The following is a 22,536-nucleotide window of genomic DNA, read 5'->3' on the forward strand; positions in this document are numbered from 1 at the left end:
ACCATACTATTTACCCAGCAAAATCCGCAAGGTACGACGCAACGGCTCGGCCGCACCCCACAGCAATTGGTCGCCGCAGACAAAGGCGCTCATGTATTCCGGCCCCATATTCAGCTTACGCACTCGACCAACAGCAATATCCAACTTGCCGGTCACGGCAGTCGGGGTCAATTCCTTGACCGAAAGTGCTCGATCATTGGCAACGAACTTGACCCAAGGGTTGCCGCTCTTGATGAGCGCCTCGATCTCAGATAGCGGCAGGTCGCGCTTGAGCTTGAGCGTCAGCGCTAGGCTATGACAGCGCATCGCGCCGATGCGCACGCACAGCCCGTCCACCGGAATGGTCGCCGAGGTGCCGAGAATCTTGTTCACCTCGGCCTGCCCCTTCCACTCTTCCTTGGACTGACCGTTGTCCAGCGCCTTGTCGATCCACGGGATCAGGCTGCCCGCCAGCGGCGCGCCGAAATGCTCGGTAGGAAACTCAGCCGAGCGCATAGTCTCGGCCAGTTTGCGGTCGATCTCCAGAATGGCGGACTTGCTATCAGCCAGCAGATCAGCCACCGAAGCGTGTGCTGCGCCCATCTGATTCAGCAGTTCGCGCATGTTCTGTGCACCAGCACCGGAAGCGGCTTGATAGGTCATCGAAGATACCCACTCCACCACTCCAGCGCGGAATAGCCCGCCCAAGCCCATCAAGAGTATGGAGTTGGTGCAGTTACCTCCGATGAAGTTCTTGCCACCGTTGGCGATGTTGGCCTTAATGAGGTCGAGGTTGACCGGATCGAGCACGATCACTGCATCGTCTTCCATGCGCAGGGTGGAAGCGGCGTCGATCCAGTAACCGCTCCAACCCGCCGCGCGCAGCTTAGGAAATATCTCGGTGGTATAGTCGCCGCCCTGACAAGAGATGATGGTCTCCATCGCCATCAACGCGCTCAGATCAAAAGCGTCCTTCAACGGCACGCCGCGACCCTCGGAGGGCGCTGCGCCGCCGACGTTGGAGGTGGTGAAGAACACCGCCTCGATCAAATCAAAATCGCGCTCTTCGCGCATCCGCTGCATCAGCACGGAACCGACCATGCCGCGCCAACCGATCAAGCCTACTTTCATCATTGCTTCCTCTTCAAATTAGGGAAGGGAACGCGCCTTTGGCGCTCAAGGGGGACGTGTGAAACCGCACTGTGCGCAACATTGCGCCACCCTTCGCCCTTCCCTCGTCTCCCTTCCCAATATTTTACAGCGCCGCCACCACCGCGTCGCCCATTGCCGCACAACCGACTTTGTTCGTGCCTTCCGTCCAGATGTCGGCGGTGCGGAAGCCTTGTGCCAGCGCCTTTTTCACCGCGTCTTCGATACGCACTGCGTGCGCTTCGTCGTTAAAGGTGTAACGCAGCATCATCGCGGCGGACAAAATCGTCGCCAGCGGATTGGCCACGTCCTTGCCCGCGATGTCTGGAGCAGAGCCGTGGCTGGGTTCATACATGCCCTTGTTGTTGGCGTCCAGCGAGGCGGACGGCAACATACCGATGGAGCCGGTCAGCATCGAAGCCTCGTCGGACAAGATGTCGCCGAAGATGTTGCCGGTGACCATCACGTCGAACTGCTTGGGCGCGCGGATGAGCTGCATCGCGGCATTGTCCACGTACATGTGGGAGAGTTCGACCTCTGGATATTCCTTTGCCAGTTCGATCATCACTTGACGCCACAACTCGGTGGTCTCCAGCACGTTTGCCTTGTCCACGGAGCACACTTTCTTGTTGCGCTTCATGGCGATGTCAAAAGCGACGCGGCCAATACGGCGGATTTCCGATTCGGAATAGCGCATAGTGTTGATGCCCTCGCGCTCTCCGTTTTCCAGCATGGAGATACCGCGCGGCTGGCCGAAATAGATGTCGCCGGTGAGTTCACGCACGATCATGATATCCAGACCAGACACCACTTCTGGCTTCAACGTGGAAGCGGAAGCCAGCTCGGGATACAGCAGCGCCGGACGCAGATTGGCGAACAGATTCAATTCTTTGCGGATGCGCAGCAGGCCGCGCTCAGGACGCAGATGACGCTCCAGCTTGTCGTACTTCCAGTCGCCCACCGCGCCCAGCAGCACCGCATCGGATGCTTTGGCCAACGCCAGCGTTGCGTCCGGCAATGGATCGCCTGCCGCCTCGTAACCCGCGCCGCCGATGGGCGCGTGTTCCATTTCCAAACCGATGTTCAGCGCGTTCAACACCTTTACGGCTTGCGCTACGATCTCGGGGCCAATGCCGTCACCCGGCAATACTGCGATCTTCATACTCATTTCCAATCAATAATTTTATGCGTACAACCACGGCTGCGCCGCGCGATGCTTCACTTCGAACGCCTTGATGTCGTCCACTTGTTGCAAGGTCAGGCCGATATCGTCCAGACCATTCAACAGACAATGCTTGCGGAAAGCATCCACCTCGAAGGCGATCTCCTTAGCATCAGGTGTAACGATCACTTGGCGCTCCAAATCGACACGCAGCGTGTAACCTTCGTTCTTTGCGACCTCCTTAAACAGTTCATCGACGATGGCCGCATCTAGCTTGATCGGCAGCAGACCATTCTTGAAGCTGTTGTTGAAGAAGATGTCGGCATAGCTGGGCGCGATGATGACGCGAAAGCCGTAATCTTCCAGCGCCCAAGGGGCGTGTTCGCGCGAGCTGCCGCAGCCGAAGTTCTCCCGCGCCAACAGCACCGACGCACCCTGAAAGCGCGGCTGGTTCAGCACGAAATCAGGGTTGAGCGGACGCTGACTGTTGTCCATGCCCGGCTCGCCATGATCGAGGTAACGCCATTCGTCGAATGCGTTCGGGCCAAAGCCGGAGCGCTTGATCGACTTCAGAAACTGCTTGGGAATGATGGCATCCGTGTCCACGTTGGCACGATCCAAGGGCACAACCAAACCATCCAATAAGGTAAATTTACGCATCGTTTAGTGAGCCGCCTTCTCGATGTGCTCACCGCCGCGCTTCAGGTCCTTGCCGATACCTTCCACGGTATTGCAACCAGCCAACATGCCCAGCGCCACAAAAACAGCAAAAAACTTGCTCATAACAGCTCCTTTCACCACTGACTCACATCAACGAAATGCCCGGCAATAGCTGCCGCAGCCGCCATCTCGGGACTCACCAAATGGGTACGCCCGCCTTGACCTTGCCTGCCCTCAAAGTTGCGATTTGAGGTGGAAGCACAACGCTCGCCCGACTCCAGCCGGTCCTCGTTCATCGCCAGACACATCGAACAGCCCGGCTCGCGCCACTCGAAGCCCGCGTCGATCAGGATTTTGTCCAGCCCCTCGGCTTCGGCTTGCGCCTTGACCAAGCCAGAACCCGGCACCACCATCGCCAGCTTCACGTTGGCCGCGACCTTTTTGCCCTTGGCCACCGCCGCCGCTGCACGCATGTCTTCGATGCGGGCATTGGTGCAAGAACCGATGAACACCTTGTCGATCTTGATCTCGGTGATCGGCGTATTCGCAGTCAAGCCCATGTAAGTCAGCGCGCGCTCCCAATCGCCACGCTTCACTGCATCTGGTGCGGAAGCTGGGTCGGGGACGCAACCATTGATATCGGTCACCATTTCGGGCGACGTTCCCCAAGTCACTTGAGGACGGATAGCGGCAGCATCCAGTTCGACCACGGCGTCGAATTTCGCCCCTTCGTCCGAATGCAAGGTGCGCCAATAAGCCACGGCCGCATCCCATTGCTCCGCCTTCGGCGAGTAGGGGCGACCTTTCACGTAGTCGATAGTAGTATCGTCCGCCGCCACCATGCCAGCGCGCGCGCCTGCTTCGATAGCCATATTGCACAGGGTCATGCGACCTTCCATACTCAAACCGCGAATGGCCGAACCAGCGAATTCGATGGCGTAGCCAGTACCGCCCGCCGTGCCGATCTTGCCGATCACCGCAAGCGCGATATCCTTAGCGGTGACGCACTTGCCCAGCGCACCTTCCACCTTGACCTGCATGGCTTTCGATTTCTTCGCCACCAGACACTGTGTCGCCATCACATGCTCGACTTCGGATGTGCCGATGCCATGTGCCAAAGCCGCAAACGCACCGTGCGTACTGGTGTGCGAATCACCACACACCACCGTCATGCCCGGCAGGGTCGCGCCCTGCTCCGGCCCCATCACATGAACCACACCCTGACGGATATCGTTCATCTTGAATTCTGTGATGCCAAATTCCGCACAGTTCTCATCAAGCGTCTCGACTTGCAGGCGTGCGATAGGGTCAGCGATGCCGCCGCTGCGGTTGGTGGTCGGCACGTTGTGATCAGGCACGGCCAGCATAGAAGCGATACGCCACGGCTTACGCTGCGCCAGCTTGAGGCCTTCAAATGCCTGCGGGCTGGTCACTTCATGCACCAGTTGACGGTCGATATAAATCAGCGCGGTACCATCAGCATCCTGCCGCACCACGTGAGAATCCCAGAGTTTGTCGTATAAAGTTTTTGCGCTCATGAACTATTGCCACCTTTCGAGCGCGCAATTATGCCATAGCACGACTACGAATAGCCGCAGCGCGACAACGACAACCCACAAACGCTGCATCAGAGTTACGCGTGCGCGCATTGCATGCGTACCCAATCAGCCCATTTTCAGAAATGTTTGATTTATTCGGCGAGTCTATGTATAGTGCGCGTCCTTCGGGGTGTAGCGTAGCCTGGTAGCGCGCCTGCTTTGGGAGCAGGATGTCGGGAGTTCGAATCTCTCCACCCCGACCAGGTAACCCGTTGATGTGTTGGAACCCGTAGAAATTGTGCCCGTAGCTCAACCGGATAGAGCACCAGCCTTCTAAGCTGGGGGTTACAGGTTCGATTCCTGTCGGGCACGCCAGACACACAACAAATAAAGTCCCATGGTGGCTGTAGCTCAGTTGGTAGAGCCCTGGATTGTGATTCCAGTTGTCGTCGGTTCGAGCCCGATCAGCCACCCCAGTAAATAAGCCCGCAACCGATTAGGTTGCGGGCTTTTTGCTTCCATCATTAGATTTTCAATCGCCCCCACTCATCAGGCAGAGGTCTTAGCCTCCAGCTGCTCCCATCGCCCCATCAAGACCAACAGCTCCTCTTCGATCTTTGTGACGCGCTCTTGCAACTGGCGGGCATGTGCTGGGTTATCACGAAACAAAGCGCCGTTACCCAGAGTCACCGCCAGCTCCTCTTGCTCCTTTTCCATAGCCTCGATTTTCGCTGGCAGCTCTTCAAGTTCACGCTGTTCTTTGAATCCAAGCTTACCAGAGGGTGCAGCCTTTACAGATGGTGGTGTGACAGGCTTGGCAGCAGGTACTGCCTTAGCTGGCATGAGCTGTGCTGCCTCATACTTCTTCACTCGAACCCAGTCCTCAAATCCCCCCACATACTCCTTCAGCTTGCCGTCGCCCTCGAGGGCGATCACCTGCGTCACCACGTTGTCGAGGAAGGCGCGGTCGTGGCTGACTAGGAACAGTGTGCCATCGTATTGCGCCAGCAGCTCTTCCAGCAGTTCCAGCGTCTCGATGTCCAAGTCATTGGTGGGCTCATCCAGCACCAGCACGTTGGCGGGACGGGTGAACAAACGCGCCAGCAGCAGCCGGTTGCGCTCGCCGCCGCTCAAAGATTTCACCGGCGAACGTGCGCGCTCAGGCGCAAACAGGAAATCACCCAGATAGCTGATGACGTGCTTGCGCACCCCGCCGATCTCGATGAAATCAGAGCCTTGGCTGATGGTGTCGATCAGGCTGGCTTCGTCGTTGAGCTGGGCGCGCAACTGGTCGAAATAGGCCACACTGATCTTGGTGCCGAGCTTGACCGTACCGCTGTCTGGCGCCATCTCGCCCAAAATGATCTTGAGCAGCGTGCTCTTGCCCGCGCCGTTGGGGCCGAGCAGGCCGATCTTGTCGCCGCGCTGGATGCGGCAGGAGAAATCGGCGATAACCTTGCGTCCGGCGAAGGTCTTGCTGACCCCTTCCAATTCGGCCACCAGCTTACCGGAGCGTTCGCCTGCCTCCAGATTCATCTCCACCTTGCCGACCTTCTCGCGGCGCTCGGCGCGGTCGCGGCGCAATTGCTCCAGCCGCAGCACGCGGCCTTCGTTGCGGGTGCGGCGCGCCTTCACGCCCTGACGGATCCATATCTCTTCCTGCGCCAGGACTTTATCGAACTTTGCGTTGACCACCGCTTCATCGGCCAACATCCGCTCCTTGATCTTCTGATAGGCATCGAAATTGCCGGGGAACGAGGACAGCTTGCCGCGATCCAGTTCGACAATGCGGGTGGCGACGTTGTCGAGGAAGCGCCGATCATGGGTCACCAACAGCACCGCGCCCTGAAAGCTCTTCAGTAGACCTTCCAGCCACTCGATGGAAGCGAAATCCAGATGGTTGGTCGGCTCGTCTAGGATCAGCACGTCCGGTTCGGCCACGAGCGCCTGCGCCAGCGCCACGCGCTTGCGCACGCCGCCGGACAGGTCGCCGACGCGCGCGTCCGGGTTCAGCTCCAGCCGCTGGATGGCAGTCTCGATGCGCGCCTGCACCGCCCAGCCGTTCTGCGCTTCGAGCGCGGTCTGCAAGGGCTGCATGGCTTCGAGCAAAGTGTCGTAGTCGGCATCCGGCTCGGCCAGCTGGTGCGAGATATGATGGTAGTCGATCAGCAACTGCTGCAACTGCCCCAAGCCCCGCGCCACTTCGTCGTACACACTGGCATCGGCATTGAGCGGCGGCTCCTGACTGACATAACAGATGCGCGCCGTCGGCGCGCGCCACAGCGTGCCGTCATCCAGATGCGCCTCGCCCGCCAGCACCTTGAGCAGGCTAGATTTACCGCCGCCGTTACGCCCGATCAGGCCGACGCGCTCGCCCTCGTCGAGCTGAAAATCAGTCTTGGCCAGCAGATCGACGTGACCGAAGGCGAGTGAGGCTTTGTCTAGAGTAATGAATGGCATATCGAGTGTACCGGTGAGCGGCGCATAGCGCTCACCACGAAATTTGGAAGGCGCGCATAATACCAGCCGCAGCCATTTTCCTGCTGATTCCTGTCTGAATGGATACACGATAGCGCGATGAACGATGCCCATGACAAACTGCCGGTAACGCCCCAGTTCCAGCACCTAGTTTGGATCTATGCCGGATTTTCCTCGCTGTGAATAATCACGTCCGATGTTTTGCTTGCTTGGCTGGACATCCCCTCGGAACAGCTAAGCCAGTTCAGTATCCTCAAAGGCTTACTCTTTGTCTTGATCACCTCGATGTTACTGTATGCACTATTGCATCGCGCAAGCATGCAGTTCAAACAGGCCGCCGAACGGGAGCAGAATCTGCAACAAGAAAAACTACGCGCACTGCATCTGCTCGACACCATCGCAAATAGCTCGACCGATGCCATTTTCGCCAAAGATATTCACGGGCGATATGTACTGTTCAACAAAGCCGCAGAACTCGTTGTAGGAAAACCGGCACTAGAAGTATTAGATAAGACTGACTCCGCGATCTTCCCGCCGGAGAATGCCGCACTGGTGATGGCCGATGATCGGCGCATCATGATTGAAAACAAGGCCTATACCTACGAACACACGTTGAGCACGGCGCATGGAACGCGCGTTTTTCTCACCACCCAAGGCCCGTTGCAGGATGCCGACGGAAAAACCTGCGGCGTATTCGGCATCGCCCGTGACATTACCGAGCGTAAGCAAATCGAAAATGCCCTACGCGAGAGCGAAGCGGCCTACCGCTCGTTGTTCGACAACATGCTCAACAGCATCGTCCACGCCCGCATCATCTTCGTCGGCGAACGCCCCATCGACATAGAATACCTCTCGACCAATCCGGCGTTTGTCGCCGTCACCGGCATCACCGAGCCGGTAGTCGGACGTCGTATCAGCGAGGTCATCCCCGGCTACTGCGAACAAAACCCAGAGTCGCTCGAAACCTTCGGGCGCGTGGCTAGCACGGGCATCCCCGAGCGCTGGGAGCATTATCTGGCCGAGCTCGACCGCTGGTTCTCCTTCATGATCTATTCGCCTGCACGCGGCGAAGTGGTCATCGTGACCGAGAACATCACCGAGCGAAAGAAAGCCGAAGACCAATTAGTCAAACTCTCACTAGCGGTCGAGCAAAGCCCAGAAAGCATCATCATCACCGATCTCGATGCCAATATTGAATACGTTAATCAAGCATTCACCAACAATACCGGCTACCGCCTAGAAGACGTCATCGGCAAAAATCCACGACTGCTGCATTCTGGCAGGACCCCACCAGACACCTTCATCGCACTCTGGCGTGCGCTCACCGCCGGCCATACTTGGGAAGGTGAGCTATTTAATCAGCGGCGGAATGGCAACGAGTACATCGACCACGCCATCATCAGCCCGATCCGCCAAGCCGACGGACGCATCACTCACTACGTTTCAGTGCAACAGGACATCACCGAGAAGAAACGCGCCGAAGCAGAAATCTATCGGCTCGCTTTCTACGACTCGCTCACCCATCTGCCTAATCGGACGTTGCTGATGGAACGCTTGACCCAAACACTGACATCCAGCCAGCGCGAACATCATTTGAGCGGACTGTTGCTTTTCAACCTCGACCGATTCAAGAATCTGAACGATGCTAGCGGGCCAGTCTTAGGCGATGAAATACTCGAAGCAACGGGTGATCGCCTCTCCCGCATCTTGCGTAAGGGAGATATGGTGGCCCGCCTTTCTGGCGACGAGTTTGCCATTCTGCTGGCTAACTTATCGCCGCAAGCGAGCGATGCGGCTCATCAGGCGCTGCTCATATCGGAGAAGATACAGGCAAAGTTACGTGAGCCTTTCCAGTTGAACGAGCAAGCTTTCGTACTCACCGCCTGCCTTGGTGTCGCACTGTTCCCGGCAAATGCTGGGGATACTGCACCGGACATCTTACGCCGCTGCGATACCGCCCTGCATTCCGCCAAGACCAAAGGGACGGCTCAAATCACATTCTTCGACGAAAGTCTGGAAGCGATCGCTCGGCAGCGCTTCGATATCGAGCAGGAGTTGCGTCGCGCCATCAAGGCAGACGAACTACGTATCTACCTGCAACCACAGGTGCATGCCAATGGCCTCACGGTCGGAGCCGAAGCGCTGATACGCTGGCAACATCCTTCGCGCGGACTGCTGCCGCCGGGAACCTTCATCCCCATCGCGGAAGAGTCAGATCTGATCGTAGAGATCGGCGAATGGGTGCTCACTAAAATCTGCCAGATGCTGGCTCGCTCGGAAATCGCCTGTTGCCCGATACGCATCTCGGTCAACATCAGCCCGCGCCATTTCCGCCAGCCCAACTTTGTTGAATGGATCAAACAGGTGTTATGCAACATAGGCGTAGATCCCGCGCGCCTCACACTGGAAATCACCGAAGGTATGGTGATCGACAATCTAAGCGAGGTCGTCACCAAAATGACCGAGCTGACCGCACTCGGCATCCATTTTTCAATGGACGACTTTGGTACGGGCTATTCGTCTTTAGCGTATCTGAAGCGCCTGCCGCTGCACGAGTTGAAGATAGACAAGACTTTTGTGCAAGATGCACCGTCCGACCCGAACGATGCCGCTCTGGTGGAAACCATACTGGCTGTGGCCAGCCATCTGCACCTTAAGGTAGTCGCCGAAGGGGGCGAGACACACGAACAAGCAGACTTTCTGAATGCACGAGGCGACGTGATCCATCAAGGTTATCTATACGGCCTGCCTGTTCCCATGCAGACTTGGCTGGATGACTGGAAGCTGCGCGGACTCAATCTAGTTAGCTGAAGTTGCGTCGAGTCAGCGTCTCTCTCAACCACTGACTCCGACTATCACTCATAGCTAGTCAGCTGTGGTGCGCGCCGGTTGCGACGACTGGTACAGGATTGAGAATCCGATTGCCCAACATCCGACGGCCAAATAGCCAAATGCGATGGTGAACTTGGAGATGAGCATCAACTGTAATTTGCTTTCGACCAGTTGATAGGTAAATGGGAACAAAAACAAACCGATGGCTAACAGATTACCTAGCAAGACCAGCTTATGACCAAACTTGTAACTGCTGACTTGAGGATTGCCTTCAGGCGGCAAAGAGCCACGCACTTTATTTACGAAAAAGATCGCTGCAAACAAGAGGATCGCCCCCACAAGACGACCAGGAACGCCCTCCTCCGTCGTCGCCAAACCGCACAACTCCAATACCACGCGCCCAATCGCAGCTAGCCATCCCATAATCAAAGTTTCAGGGATCAGGAACCACGCCACAAACACATTTATATTGGAAAAACGCATACCACCCCTTAATTTGTTCAATTTAATCGCATCAACCGATGCGATCTTTTGTTCGCTTCGCCTAAGGAACGCATCCATACGCACGCAAACAACCGCGAAAATAGCACTCAGGCGTCTGAGCGATGATACCAGTGGAACGCCGTGCCACGCTCATGCGCGTGCGCCCACATAGAGCTCAAAGGCAGCGCGCCTCCTCAAGACTGATGCAAAGGAACGCGGTCTGCCGTGGCTCGGGGGTATCCGCTAATTATCTATTTTCCATATTCTGCGTGGCTTTAGCCATATGGCAAGACGTTTTCCGCTAAAATGCGCCCCGCCGTCCTCGTAGTTAAATGGATATAACCGGCCCCTCCTAAGGGTCAATTAGTGGTTCGATTCCACTCGAGGACGCCAGCAATAGAAAAGTAAGTGAATTAGACCGGAACTCGTTTTGTCATGCAGCTCGTCAAAACGACGCGAGAGTTGGATATTATCAGAGCTGCCTTGCGCGCATCGGCGACCGTAGCGTAACACATTGGATTTTCCGTTCCATCGACCTTTCATATAGAGACCACCACATTGAACACCATCAGTTTCGCTGATCTGAAACTCGCGCCAGAGCTCCTTCGGGCATTGACCGAATCTGGCTACACCACGCCGACCCCCATTCAGGCGCAAGCCATTCCTCTGGTGCTGGAGAATAACGATCTGATGGCGGGAGCGCAGACTGGCACAGGAAAAACGGCGGCGTTCGCCTTACCCATGCTGCAAAAGCTATTGCCTCATGCTAGTTCCAGCACCTCGCCGGCACGTCACCCAGTACGAGCCTTGATTCTGGTACCTACGCGCGAATTAGCGATCCAGGTGGAAGAAAGCGTCAAGGCCTACGCAAAGCATACGAAACTACGCTCGCTGGTCGTATTCGGTGGGGTGGACATCAAAACTCAGACACCCCATTTAAAAAGTGGGGTCGAAGTGCTAGTTGCCACACCGGGGCGCTTGCTGGATCACCTTGAGCAGAAATCCGTGCAATTGAATCAGGTTCAGATGCTAGTTCTGGATGAGGCTGACCGCATGCTGGATATGGGCTTCATGCCCGACCTGAAACGCATCCTCGCCCTACTTCCCAGAACTCGGCAAAGCCTGATGTTCTCTGCCACTTTCTCGGATGAAATCAAAAAGCTCTCTCAAGACTTCTTGATCTACCCGACGCTGATCGAAGTCGCGCGTAGCAACGCGTCGAATGACAACATCACACAAAAGGTGTTTCTGGTCGAGTCTAGTGACAAACACGCCCAACTCACTCAACTGCTGCAAGGTAGTGACGCGACTCAAGTGATTGTGTTCACCAAGACCAAACTTACCGCCAGCCGCTTGGCACGCCAGTTGCAACGCGACGGCTTGGCTGCCGATGCCATTCACGGCGACAAAAGCCAGTCTGAGCGGATTCAGGTACTGGACGCATTCAAGGCAGGAAAAGTCAGCGTGCTGATCGCCACCGATGTCGCCGCACGCGGGCTGGACATTGACAGCCTGCCGATGGTCATCAACTACGAGATTCCGCACGCCGCCGAAGATTACGTGCATCGCATTGGCCGCACGGGTCGCGCTGGAGCATTAGGCAAGGCGATTTCTCTGGTCTCGCCAGAGGAAGAAAAGTATTTGGCGGATATCGAAAAGCTCATCAAGAAAGAGATCGACAAGGAGCGTTTCGTCCCAGCTCAACCAGTACGAGTCGCCCGCCCTGCGCGTAGCGAGCAGCCTGAACACCATCGCGAGTACCACGCTCCAACCCACAAGAAGCCCAGCCATGACGCGTGGTTCGACAAGCCATATGAGCCCAGCATCAGCGTGTCGGCACCGGTCAAGCAAGCAGAAGAACCAAGCAACAAACCGAAAGCTCAGATTCCCGCGCTGTTTCGACGGAGCAGTTGATTGCGAGACTCCAAAAACTAAAACAGCCCGCAGTGCGGGCTGTTTTTTCACAGTAATTCCGACGATACCTTACTCAGCCGCAACTTCTCGAACCACATGTGCAATCGTCTCGGCCCAGTGTTTGACCAACGTGCCATCTTCACCCTCGACCATCACACGCAACAACGGCTCAGTACCCGATGGGCGCAACAATACACGGCCACGCCCAGCCAAAGCGGCTTCAGCTTCAACCACTTTCGCCTTAACTCGGTCGTTGGCAGAGAAATCCAGCTTCTTTGCGACACGCACATTCACCAACACTTGAGGATACAAAGTCAGCGCCGCTCCGGCCTGCGCCAGCGACTCGCCACTGGCGCGTAGCGCGTGCAACACTTGCAAGGCTGAAACGATGCCATCACCCGTGGAGTGCTTGTCCAGACAAATGATGTGGCCAGAATTTTCGCCGCCGATCTGCCAGCCGCGTTCCAGCAACTGCTCCATCACGTAGCGGTCGCCGACCTTGGCGCGGGCGAATGGCACATCCATCTCTTTGAGCGCCAATTCGAGCGCCAGATTAGTCATCAGCGTGCCGACAGCACCGCCCTTGAGTTGTCCTTGCACTTGGCGGTGGCGCGCGATGATATAGAGTAATTGGTCGCCGTCATACAAAGTGCCCGTAGCATCGGCCATCACTAGCCGATCACCGTCGCCATCCAAGGCAATACCGAGGTCGGCACCCTGCTCTACCACGGTTTTACACAAGGCCGCCGGGGCAGTTGCTCCGACACCCGCATTGATGTTCTTGCCATCTGGCTGCACACCGATAGCAACGACATCCGCGCCTAGCTCATGCAGCACATGACGCGCGATGTGATACGCCGCACCATGGGCACAATCCACCACGATCTTCAGGCCGCGCAGATCTAGGTCGTTGGGAAAAGTACTCTTGCAGAACTCGATATAACGACCCGCCGCATCTTCGATGCGCTTAGCTTTACCCAATCCATCGGAATGCTTGGTCTGCATCGGATTGTCCAGCTCGGCTTCGATCGCCAGCTCTACCGCATCGGGCAGTTTGGTACCCTGACCAGAAAAGAACTTGATGCCGTTGTCGTCGAATGGATTGTGCGAAGCGGAAATGACGATGCCCGCTTGCAGGCGCAAAGTGCGGGTCAGGTAGGCCACGGCGGGTGTCGGCACCGGCCCGGCCAGATAGACATCGACACCTGCTGCGATCAAGCCCGCTTGCAGTGCCGACTCCAGCATGTAGCCGGAGATACGTGTGTCTTTGCCGATCAAAACAGCGGGACGTTCGCCCTTGCTCAAGTGCCAGTCTGCCTCCCCCAATACCTTGCCAGCCGCGTAACCTAATCGCATCACAAACTCAGGCGTGATCGGAAAGTCGCCCACCTTGCCACGCACGCCATCCGTGCCAAAATATTTTCTACTCATACTTCCCTCGAAATCTACTGATACCTAAGCGCATGCCAGACTTTTAGTGCATCTACCGTCCCACTCACATCATGGACACGCACAATTTGAGCACCATGCTCAACCGCAAGCAGCGCTGCGGCCACACTACCGAACACACGTTGATCCACCCCCCTACCTGTGAGTACGCCTATCATGGATTTGCGCGACAGCCCTGCCAGCACAGGGACACCAAGACAAGAGAAAGTATCAAGCTCCCTCAACAGGGTCAGATTATGTTCCAGCGTCTTACCAAAACCGAATCCAGGATCCGCTACGATACGTCCTGGAGAAATTCCAAATTGTTTCGCAACCTTGATTCGGCCATGCAGAAATGCCATCACCTCTGCCACCACATCCTCGTAAACCGGCTGTTGCTGCATAGTCTGGGCATCGCCCTGACGATGCAGCATGCACAGAGCCGCATCACTCGCGACCACCGCCTCAAATGCGCCATCCGCTTGAAATGCGTTCACATCGTTGACCATACTGGCGCCCGCCGCCAGTGCTGCCCGCATTACCGCAGGTTTACTGGTATCAATGGAAAGCGGCACTGGAGCTCCGCGCAAACCCTCCAGCACTGGCAAAACACGATCAAGCTCCTCCTGCTCACTGACGCTGGCGGCACCGGGACGAGTGGACTCACCACCGACATCGAGAATGTCAGCACCCTCATCCAGCAGTTGCAGTGCATGATTCAATGCAGCATCCGCGCCACGCCCGCCATCTGAAAACGAATCAGGCGTGACATTGACGATGCCCATAACTAAAGGGCGAGACAGGTCAAGTTGGAATTGGCCGCAATGCAAAGGCATGAGTGCTGAGTGCTGAGTGCTGAGTGCTGAGTGCTGAGTGCGAGGTGTATTTCTACACTCGATACTCAGCACTCAAACTGGATCAGGTTTCCTGAGCCGGAGCTGTCGGAGTCGCTGCTGGAGCAGCGGGAGGCGTGTCTTTCGGCGGTTGTGAATTGGCCGCCGCCGACTGAGATGGTTTAGGCGGACGTGGAGCCTCGCCAGCCATGATGTCGTTGATCTGCTCGGCATCAATGGTTTCCCATTCCAGCAGCGCCTTAGTCATCGCTTCCATCTTGTCTCGATTCGCCTCGATCAGGCTGCGAGCCAGTGCATATTGCTGGTCGATGATGCGACGTATCTCTGCATCTACCTTTTGCATAGTGGTTTCAGAGATATTCTTGTGCGTAGTGACCGAACGACCAAGGAACACCTCGCCGTCGTTCTCAGCATAAACCATGGTACCCAAGGCTTCGGACATCCCCCATTGCGTGACCATCTTGCGCGCCATGTCGGTTGCTCGCTCGAAATCGTTGGAAGCGCCCGTCGTCATCTGGTTCATAAATATCTCTTCAGCGATACGCCCACCGAACAACACCGCGATGGTGGAAAGGATGCGATCCTTATCCATGCTGTAGCGATCTTCCGATGGCAACTGCATGGTCAAGCCCAAAGCACGACCACGAGGAATGATCGTAACCTTGTGTACCGGATCAGTCTTAGGCAAGAGTTTGGCCACCACCGCATGACCGGATTCGTGATAGGCCGTATTGCGGCGCTCCTCTTCCGGCATCACCATCGAGCGGCGCTCTGCCCCCATGAATATCTTGTCTTTGGCAGCCTCAAAATCATCCATCTCGACAAAGCGTTTGGTGCGCCGCGCCGCAAACAGCGCGGCCTCATTCACCAGATTTGCCAAGTCGGCACCCGACATGCCGGGCGTACCGCGCGCCAAGACATTGGCATTCACGTCAGGCGCACACGGCACTTTACGCATATGCACCATCAGAATCTGCTCGCGCCCGCGGATGTCGGGCAGCGGCACGACCACTTGACGGTCAAAACGACCGGGGCGCAGCAAGGCCGCATCCAGCACATCGGGGCGATTGGTGGCTGCAATCACAATCACGCCGCTGGCACCTTCAAAACCGTCCATCTCCACCAGCAAGGCGTTCAGCGTTTGCTCGCGCTCGTCATTGCCGCCCCCTAAACCTGCACCGCGCTGACGACCAACAGCGTCGATCTCGTCGATGAAAATGATGCAAGGCGATTGTTTCTTGGCCTGCTCGAACATGTCGCGCACGCGGGCTGCACCGACGCCGACGAACATCTCGACGAAATCAGAACCGGAGATTGAGAAAAATGGCACTTTGGCTTCGCCTGCGATGGCCTTCGCCAGCAAAGTTTTACCGGTACCGGGGCTGCCCACCATCAACACGCCACGCGGAATGCGTCCGCCTAGGTTTTGGAATTTTGTCGGATCACGCAGAAAATCGACCAACTCAGAGACTTCTTCCTTGGCTTCGTCACACCCCGCCACATCAGCGAAAGTCACTCGCTCCTTGGCTTCGTCGAGCATGCGCGCACGCGACTTGCCGAACGAGAAAGCTCCGCCTTTGCCGCCACCCTGCATCTGACGCATGAAGAAGATCCACACGCCGATCAGCAACAGCATAGGGAACCAAGATACGAACAGACTCATCAGGAAAGATTGCTCTTCCTCGGGCTTGGCTTCGATCTTGACCCCGTTCTTAAGCAGATCCGACACCATCCACAGGTCCGTCGGAGCATAGCTAGTCAGGCGCTTGCCATCACTAGTCACCGCCTTGAGCGTACGGCCTTCGATGGTCACCTTGGCAATATGGCCTTGATTGACCTCTTTCATGAACTCAGAATAATCCATCGGCCCCTGAGCCGACGATTGCTGACGCGCATTGAACTGGTTGAAAACGGTCATCAGCACCAAGGCGACGACCATCCAGATACCGATACTTTTGAAGAGATTGTTCAAGTTTGCTCCTTACCGGCCAACATTGTGCCGGGCGCTCATTAGACTACGACTAGTCCGATTACTCAAGTTTTCCCGTGCCCAGCAGATACACTTCACTGCTGCGGTCGCGCGAGGCTTTAGGTTTGCGTGACACAACTTTGGAAAAGTGGCCACGCATCAATTTCAAATACTCCTCAAATCCTGCGCCTTGGAACACTTTGATGAGGAAACTACCCTCGGGTCTCAAATGCTGCACTGCAAAATCCAGAGCTAACTCACATAAATACATGGCACGCGCCTGATCGGCCACGCCCACGCCGCTGATGTTGGGTGCCATATCAGAAATTACAAGGCCGATCTGCTTGCCGCCGAGTGATTTTTCCAGCTGTGCAAGCACATCATCCTCGCGAAAATCGCCCTGAATGAATTCGACACCATGTATGGGATGCAAAGGCAGCAGATCTAGTGCGATCACTTTTCCGGAGTCGCCCACCTTACGAGCCGCGATCTGCGACCAACCTCCGGGCGTCGCGCCCAGATCGACCACCACCATGCCAGACTTGAGGAGCTTATCCTTCTCGTCGATCTCCAATAACTTGTATGCAGCACGCGAACGATAGCCCTCTTTCTGCGCAAGTTGCACAAAAGGGTCGTTAACGTGCTCGGACATCCACTGCTTGCTGGTTTTGGAACGCTTCATCGTTTAGAATGCGACTCCCTTCAGGAGTCTCCTCAATGCTAAGTCTTTCCGTTGCACAACGTCTCGAACTCAAAGCCCGCGCCCATGCGCTCAATCCCGTCATTCTCATTGGCAACGCCGGTTTGTCCGAAGCAGTATTAGCTGAAACTGCCGCTGCCCTGAAAAGCCATGAACTGATCAAGGTTCGCGTCATGGGTGACGACCGCACTGTACGGGGTGCCATCATGGAACAAATCTGCGAACAGCTGGATGCGGCTCCGGTGCAGCAGATCGGCAAAATGCTGGTGATCTACAAACCCAACCTTGATGCCACCATGCCGATCAAGAAGGCTCCCCGCCGCGACAAGAAGCCACTGACCAAAAAGCAGCTGGCAAATCGCTAGAACACAGCAAGGAGCAAGTTACAGGGAGCAAGTCCCTTGATTCTTGACGCTTGCTCCAACTAAATGTATTGAACTTCCACGACCTCATACTCGCGCACGCCGCCTGGCGCTTGCACTTCGGCGATGTCGCCGGCGTACTTGCCGATCAGCGCGCGTGCGATCGGTGAACTGATCGAAATCTTGCGCTTCTTGATGTCAGCCTCGTCGTCACCCACGATCTGGTAAGTCACTTCGTCGCCGCTTTTAGTGTCTTCCAAAACCACGGTTGCCGCGAACACGACACGCCCCTCGGCATTGATGGTCTTAGGATCGATAACTTGCGCACTGCCAAGTTTGAACTCAAGCTCCTGAATCCGCCCCTCGACAAAACCTTGCCGCTCCTTGGCTGCATCGTATTCTGCGTTCTCCGAAAGATCACCTTGGGCGCGCGCCTCGGAAATGGCGTTGATAACCGAAGGACGTTCTACCGTCTTTAGGTTGTGCAGCTCTTGACGCAACATCTCCGCGCCAACCACGGTCAATGGAACCTTGCTCATACTACTTCCTTACAGATTCGATTAAAGACCCGCCCAGTCAGCCGACTAGACGGGTGTGCAGGGTCTGCACATCATAGACGTTGAGGTCTGTCAGATGTTGCATCCCGATACATGCGGCGCGAGCGCCAGCAAGGGTAGTGTAATAAGTCACGCGACCTTGCAGCGCAGCGTGGCGGATGGAATACGAGTCACGCATCGCCGAGGGTTTGGTGTCCACGGTATTTACGATGAAGCTGACTTCGCCATTCTTGATCATATCGACGATATGCGGACGACCTTCGGCGACCTTGTTCACCACAGTCACGGGCACTCCCGCCTTGGTGATTACCGCCGCCGTACCGCGTGTCGCCAACACCGTGAACCCCAAGTCTGCCAAAGAACGGGCTACCTCAACCACGCCGGGCTTGTCTGCCTCGCGCACGCTGATAAATGCCTTGCCGGAGGACGGCAGCTTCACGCTGGCGGCCAGTTGCGATTTGACGAAAGCTTCGGCAAACGTCTCGCCCACGCCCATCACTTCGCCGGTGGATTTCATTTCTGGGCCGAGGATCACGTCCACGCCGGGGAACTTGATGAAGGGGAACACCGCCTCCTTCACCGAGAAATACGGCGGGATGATCTCTTTAGTCACGCCCTGCGACGCCAGCGTCTGCCCCGCCATGCAGCGCGCGGCGATCTTGGCCAGCGGCACGCCGGTCGCCTTGGAGACATAAGGCACAGTGCGTGAGGCGCGGGGATTCACTTCCAACACATAGACGGTTTCACCCTGAATGGCGAACTGCACATTCATCAGACCGACCACATTGAGCGACTTCGCCATCGCCTTGGTCTGGCGGCGAAGTTCGTCTTGCATCGCAACGGACAAGGAGTACGGCGGCAACGAACACGCTGAGTCACCCGAATGCACGCCCGCCTGCTCGATGTGCTCCATGATGCCGCCGATGATGACTTGCTGACCGTCAGACACCGCATCCACATCCACTTCGATCGCGTCGTTGAGGAAGCGATCCAGCAGAATGGGCAGGCGTTCAGGATAAGTCTTGGACATTTCCTCGGCGTCGCGCATATAGCGTTCGAGGTCAGGCTGCGCGTGGATGATCTCCATCGCACGCCCGCCCAGCACATTAGAAGGCCGCATCACCAGCGGATAGCCGATGTCAGCCGCGCCAGCGATGGCTTCGGCGACGGTACTGGCCGTGCGATTAGGCGGCTGCTTCAGATCCAGCTCACGCAACATCGCTTGGAAGCGCGCGCGGTCTTCCGCCATGTCGATCATGTCCGGCGTAGTGCCGATGATGGGCACGCCCGCTGCATGCAGGCCGTGCGCCAGCTTCAGCGGAGTTTGCCCCCCGTACTGTACGATCACGCCGATGGGCTGCTCGACATCGACTACTTCGAGCACGTCTTCCAGTGTCAGTGGCTCGAAGTACAAGCGGTCAGAGGTGTCGTAGTCGGTGGATACAGTCTCAGGATTGCAGTTGACCATGATGGTCTCGTAGCCGTCCTCGCGCATCGCCAGCGCGGCATGAACGCAGCAATAATCGAACTCGATACCCTGCCCGATGCGATTCGGACCACCGCCCAACACCATGATCTTTTTGTTGTTGGTCGGCTGCGACTCGCACTCTTCCTCGTAGGTCGAGTACATGTAAGCCGTATTCGTGGAGAACTCTGCCGCGCAGGTATCAACTCGCTTGAACACTGGGCGCACGCCCAGTGCCACGCGGTGCGCACGCACTTCGCCTGCCTCGATGCCCAGCAACTTGGCCAAGCGACGATCTGCGAAACCAACACGCTTCAATGCGCGCAGCTCGGCAAAGTTCAGACTTTCCAGCGTGCGGCCTACCAGCGCGGCCTCGCGCTTGATGAGGTCTTCAATTTGGACCAAGAACCACGGATCGATTTTGCTGTGCGCGAACACTTCGTCCACGCTCAAACCAAAGCGGAACGCATCGCTCACCGCCCAGATACGCTCTGGCCCGGGGTTGCGCAATTCGGCAGTGATCGCATCGAGGTCGCTATATTTTTCGTCCAGCCCATCCACACCAACTTCTAGACCGCGCAAAGCTTTCTGGAACGACTCTTGGAAGGTACGACCGATGGCCATCACCTCGCCTACCGACTTCATTTGCGTAGTCAGCCTATCATTGGCTTGCGGGAATTTCTCAAAGGCAAATCTTGGAATTTTTGTGACGACGTAATCGATGGTCGGCTCGAACGAAGCCGGGGTCGCGCCGCCGGTGATGTCGTTCTTCAGCTCGTCCAGCGTAAAACCTACAGCCAGCTTGGCAGCGATCTTGGCGATGGGGAACCCCGTGGCTTTGGATGCCAGTGCCGAGGAACGCGATACGCGCGGATTCATCTCGATCACCACCATGCGCCCGTCGTCCGGGTTGATGGAGAACTGCACGTTGGAGCCGCCCGTTTCCACGCCGATCTCACGCAGCACGGCCAGCGATGCATCGCGCAGGATCTGATATTCCTTGTCGGTCAGCGTCTGCGCTGGTGCCACGGTAATGGAATCTCCAGTGTGCACGCCCATCGGATCCAGATTTTCGATAGAGCAGATGATGATGCAGTTGTCGTTGCGGTCGCGCACGACTTCCATCTCATACTCTTTCCAACCAAGCAGCGACTCTTCGATCAACAATTCCTTGGTCGGCGAAGCCTCCAGCCCGCGTTCACAGATCTCCATGAATTCTTCACGGTTGTAAGCGATGCCACCGCCGCTGCCGCCCATGGTAAACGACGGACGGATGATGGTCGGAAATCCCATCACCTGCTGCACTTGCAGCGCCTCTTCCATGCTGTGCGCGATCGCCGAACGCGCCGAAGCCAGCCCGATACGCGTCATCGCCTGCTTGAACTTCTCGCGGTCTTCCGCCATATCGATGGCGTCGCGCGACGCGCCGATCATTTCGACGTTGTATTTTTCCAGCACGCCGTGCTTTGCCAGATCCAGCGCGCAGTTCAGCGCAGTCTGTCCGCCCATGGTCGGCAGGATCGCATCCGGCTTTTCCTTGGCGATGATCTTTTCAACGATCTGCCAAGTGATCGGCTCGATGTAAGTCGCATCGGCCATATTCGGATCGGTCATGATAGTGGCCGGATTCGAGTTCACCAGAATGACGCGATAACCCTCTTCGCGCAGCGCCTTGCAGGCTTGCGCACCGGAATAGTCGAATTCGCACGCCTGCCCGATGACGATGGGGCCGGCACCAATGATCAGAATGCTCTTAATATCTGTACGCTTCGGCATTTACTTCTTCTCCATCATCGCCACGAAGCGATCGAACAACCCATCCACATCATGCGGACCGGGACTGGCTTCAGGATGTCCCTGGAAGCAGAATGCGGGTTTATCGGTCAGCTCGAAACCTTGCAGCGTGCCATCAAACAACGAGATATGGGTCACACGCGCGTTGGCTGGCAGCGTCGCCGCATCCACAGCGAAACCGTGGTTCTGGCTGGTGATCATCACTTGTTTGGTCTGCACATCCTGCACCGGATGGTTCGCGCCACGATGGCCGAATTTCATCTTCACGGTCTTCGCCCCTGTAGCCAAGCCCATGATTTGATGCCCCAAACAAATACCGAACAGCGGCACGCTCTTATCCATGAAAACCTTGGCCGCTTCGATCGCGTAATCGCAAGGCTCGGGATCGCCGGGGCCATTGGATAGGAAAACGCCGTCTGGATTCATCGCCAGCACGTCAGCGGCGGAAGTCTTAGCCGGCACCACGGTGATGTCGCAGCCGCGCTCAGCCAACATACGCAAAATGTTGCGCTTCACGCCGAAGTCGTAGGCTACAACCTTGAATTTGGATGCAACCACATCACGATAGCCAACACCCAACGCCCATTCGCGCTGCTTCCATTCGTAGGGAGCATCGGCAGTAACAACTTGCGCCAAGTCCATTCCTGCCAAGCCAGCAAAACCGCGTGCCGCCGCCAGTGCCGCCTCGACGTTGTCGCCGGTAGCGACACAGCCGTTCTGCGCGCCCTTGCTGCGCAGGATACGCGTCAGTTTGCGGGTGTCGATGTCGGCGATGGCGACGACATTGTTGGCCTTGAGGTAATCAGACAAGGATTGCGTACTACGGAAATTGCTCGCCACCATGGATAGGTCGCGGATCACCAGACCGCTGGCGAACACCTGACGAGACTCGACATCTTCGGCATTGGTGCCGACATTGCCAATGTGCGGATAAGTCAGCGTGACAATCTGCTTGCAGTAAGACGGGTCGGTGAGGATTTCTTGATAGCCGGTGATCGAGGTATTGAACACCACTTCGCCGACGCTACTACCCTCGGCTCCAATAGAAATACCGCGAAACACCGTTCCATCGGCAAGCACAAGAATGGCAGGGTTCGTTTGCGGCACCGGAGACTCCCAAGAAGACATAAAGAAGCGGGACCAACCTATGGCTATCCCGCTTTGAACTGGGTGCGGATTATACCGGAAGCGAGGGTTTCTATCAAACACGGA

At 56.7% G+C, this 22,536-nt stretch carries 17 protein-coding genes and 4 tRNA genes; 7 read left to right on the plus strand and 14 right to left on the minus strand.

The features are described 5' to 3' along the window. Positions 1–6: 6 nt before the first annotated feature. The 5 genes from asd to leuC all read right to left on the minus strand — a co-directional run bounded on the left by asd (position 7) and on the right by leuC (position 4,488). Entirely contained in the window at positions 7–1,113 is a 1,107-nt protein-coding gene (asd, locus tag OYT1_RS08525; protein WP_062625958.1) for an aspartate-semialdehyde dehydrogenase, read from the minus strand. Positions 1,114–1,234: 121 nt separating this feature from the next. Next, entirely contained in the window at positions 1,235–2,290 is a 1,056-nt protein-coding gene (gene leuB, locus OYT1_RS08530; RefSeq protein WP_062625959.1) for a 3-isopropylmalate dehydrogenase, read from the minus strand. Between the two features lie 21 nt (positions 2,291–2,311). Beyond that, positions 2,312–2,950 (minus strand): 3-isopropylmalate dehydratase small subunit, encoded by a 639-nt coding sequence (gene leuD, locus OYT1_RS08535; protein ID WP_062625960.1) that lies wholly within the window; start codon positions 2,948–2,950, stop codon positions 2,312–2,314. 3 nt (positions 2,951–2,953) lie between these two features. Then, entirely contained in the window at positions 2,954–3,073 is a 120-nt protein-coding gene (locus tag OYT1_RS08540) for an entericidin A/B family lipoprotein (RefSeq protein ID WP_062625961.1), read from the minus strand. Positions 3,074–3,084: 11 nt separating this feature from the next. Further along, on the minus strand, positions 3,085–4,488 hold the full coding sequence (leuC, locus tag OYT1_RS08545; RefSeq protein ID WP_062625962.1) for a 3-isopropylmalate dehydratase large subunit: 1,404 nt from the start codon (positions 4,486–4,488) through the stop codon (positions 3,085–3,087). A 186-nt stretch (positions 4,489–4,674) separates the two neighbouring features. On the opposite strand from leuC, the gene OYT1_RS08550 reads away from it, so the two are divergent. The 3 genes from OYT1_RS08550 (at position 4,675) to OYT1_RS08560 (ending at position 4,964) form a co-directional block, all read left to right on the plus strand. Next, positions 4,675–4,751, plus strand: a tRNA-Pro gene (locus tag OYT1_RS08550). Between the two features lie 35 nt (positions 4,752–4,786). Beyond that, positions 4,787–4,863: transfer RNA gene (locus tag OYT1_RS08555), tRNA-Arg, on the plus strand. Positions 4,864–4,888: 25 nt separating this feature from the next. Further along, positions 4,889–4,964: transfer RNA gene (locus OYT1_RS08560), tRNA-His, on the plus strand. A 73-nt stretch (positions 4,965–5,037) separates the two neighbouring features. Here the strand turns inward: OYT1_RS08560 and OYT1_RS08565 are convergent. Next, entirely contained in the window at positions 5,038–6,948 is a 1,911-nt protein-coding gene (locus tag OYT1_RS08565; RefSeq protein ID WP_062626384.1) for an ATP-binding cassette domain-containing protein, read from the minus strand. Positions 6,949–7,284: 336 nt separating this feature from the next. Here OYT1_RS08565 and OYT1_RS08570 point away from each other — a divergent pair, with 336 nt between their 5' ends. Continuing rightward, complete coding sequence (locus OYT1_RS08570) at positions 7,285–9,777, plus strand: sensor domain-containing protein (protein WP_172588528.1); 2,493 nt, start codon at positions 7,285–7,287, stop codon at positions 9,775–9,777. A 54-nt stretch (positions 9,778–9,831) separates the two neighbouring features. On the opposite strand, the gene OYT1_RS08575 is transcribed toward OYT1_RS08570, so the two are convergent. After that, positions 9,832–10,359: a hypothetical protein gene (locus OYT1_RS08575; protein WP_232013152.1), complete on the minus strand. Its 528-nt coding sequence runs from the start codon at positions 10,357–10,359 to the stop codon at positions 9,832–9,834. Between the two features lie 240 nt (positions 10,360–10,599). Between OYT1_RS08575 and OYT1_RS08580 the strand changes: the two genes are divergently transcribed. Both OYT1_RS08580 and OYT1_RS08585 read left to right on the plus strand, forming a co-directional pair. Next, positions 10,600–10,674 (plus strand) — tRNA-Arg (locus tag OYT1_RS08580). A 165-nt stretch (positions 10,675–10,839) separates the two neighbouring features. Further along, complete coding sequence (locus OYT1_RS08585) at positions 10,840–12,195, plus strand: DEAD/DEAH box helicase (protein WP_062625965.1); 1,356 nt, start codon at positions 10,840–10,842, stop codon at positions 12,193–12,195. Positions 12,196–12,264: 69 nt separating this feature from the next. Here the strand turns inward: OYT1_RS08585 and glmM are convergent, their stop codons facing one another. The 4 genes from glmM to rlmE all read right to left on the minus strand — a co-directional run bounded on the left by glmM (position 12,265) and on the right by rlmE (position 17,128). Then, the gene (gene glmM, locus OYT1_RS08590) at positions 12,265–13,626 is read right to left on the minus strand and encodes a phosphoglucosamine mutase (RefSeq protein WP_062625966.1); all 1,362 of its coding nucleotides are present in this window, start codon (positions 13,624–13,626) and stop codon (positions 12,265–12,267) included. A 14-nt stretch (positions 13,627–13,640) separates the two neighbouring features. After that, a complete protein-coding gene (gene folP, locus OYT1_RS08595; protein WP_062625967.1) occupies positions 13,641–14,459 on the minus strand; it encodes a dihydropteroate synthase in 819 nt (272 codons plus the stop codon). 82 nt (positions 14,460–14,541) lie between these two features. After that, positions 14,542–16,449 carry an ATP-dependent zinc metalloprotease FtsH gene (gene ftsH, locus OYT1_RS08600; RefSeq protein ID WP_062625968.1) on the minus strand — a complete coding sequence of 636 codons (1,908 nt, stop codon included), beginning with the start codon at positions 16,447–16,449 and terminating at the stop codon, positions 14,542–14,544. Positions 16,450–16,507: 58 nt separating this feature from the next. Then, complete coding sequence (rlmE, locus tag OYT1_RS08605) at positions 16,508–17,128, minus strand: 23S rRNA (uridine(2552)-2'-O)-methyltransferase RlmE (RefSeq protein ID WP_062625969.1); 621 nt, start codon at positions 17,126–17,128, stop codon at positions 16,508–16,510. Between the two features lie 35 nt (positions 17,129–17,163). On the opposite strand from rlmE, the gene OYT1_RS08610 reads away from it, so the two are divergent. Further along, positions 17,164–17,511 (plus strand): YhbY family RNA-binding protein, encoded by a 348-nt coding sequence (locus tag OYT1_RS08610; RefSeq protein WP_062625970.1) that lies wholly within the window; start codon positions 17,164–17,166, stop codon positions 17,509–17,511. A 59-nt stretch (positions 17,512–17,570) separates the two neighbouring features. Here the strand turns inward: OYT1_RS08610 and greA are convergent, their stop codons facing one another. The 3 genes from greA to carA are packed head-to-tail and all read right to left on the minus strand — an operon-like array spanning position 17,571 to position 22,431. Then, positions 17,571–18,047, minus strand: a complete 477-nt coding sequence (gene greA / locus OYT1_RS08615; protein ID WP_062625971.1) for a transcription elongation factor GreA — start codon at positions 18,045–18,047, stop codon at positions 17,571–17,573. 37 nt (positions 18,048–18,084) lie between these two features. Beyond that, positions 18,085–21,306 (minus strand): carbamoyl-phosphate synthase large subunit, encoded by a 3,222-nt coding sequence (gene carB / locus OYT1_RS08620; RefSeq protein ID WP_062625972.1) that lies wholly within the window; start codon positions 21,304–21,306, stop codon positions 18,085–18,087. Beyond that, complete coding sequence (gene carA, locus OYT1_RS08625; RefSeq protein ID WP_197714077.1) at positions 21,307–22,431, minus strand: glutamine-hydrolyzing carbamoyl-phosphate synthase small subunit; 1,125 nt, start codon at positions 22,429–22,431, stop codon at positions 21,307–21,309. Positions 22,432–22,536 lie beyond the last annotated feature (105 nt).

It is taken from the genome of Ferriphaselus amnicola (assembly GCF_000974685.2).
Classification (GTDB): Bacteria; Pseudomonadota; Gammaproteobacteria; order Burkholderiales; family Gallionellaceae; genus Ferriphaselus; species Ferriphaselus amnicola.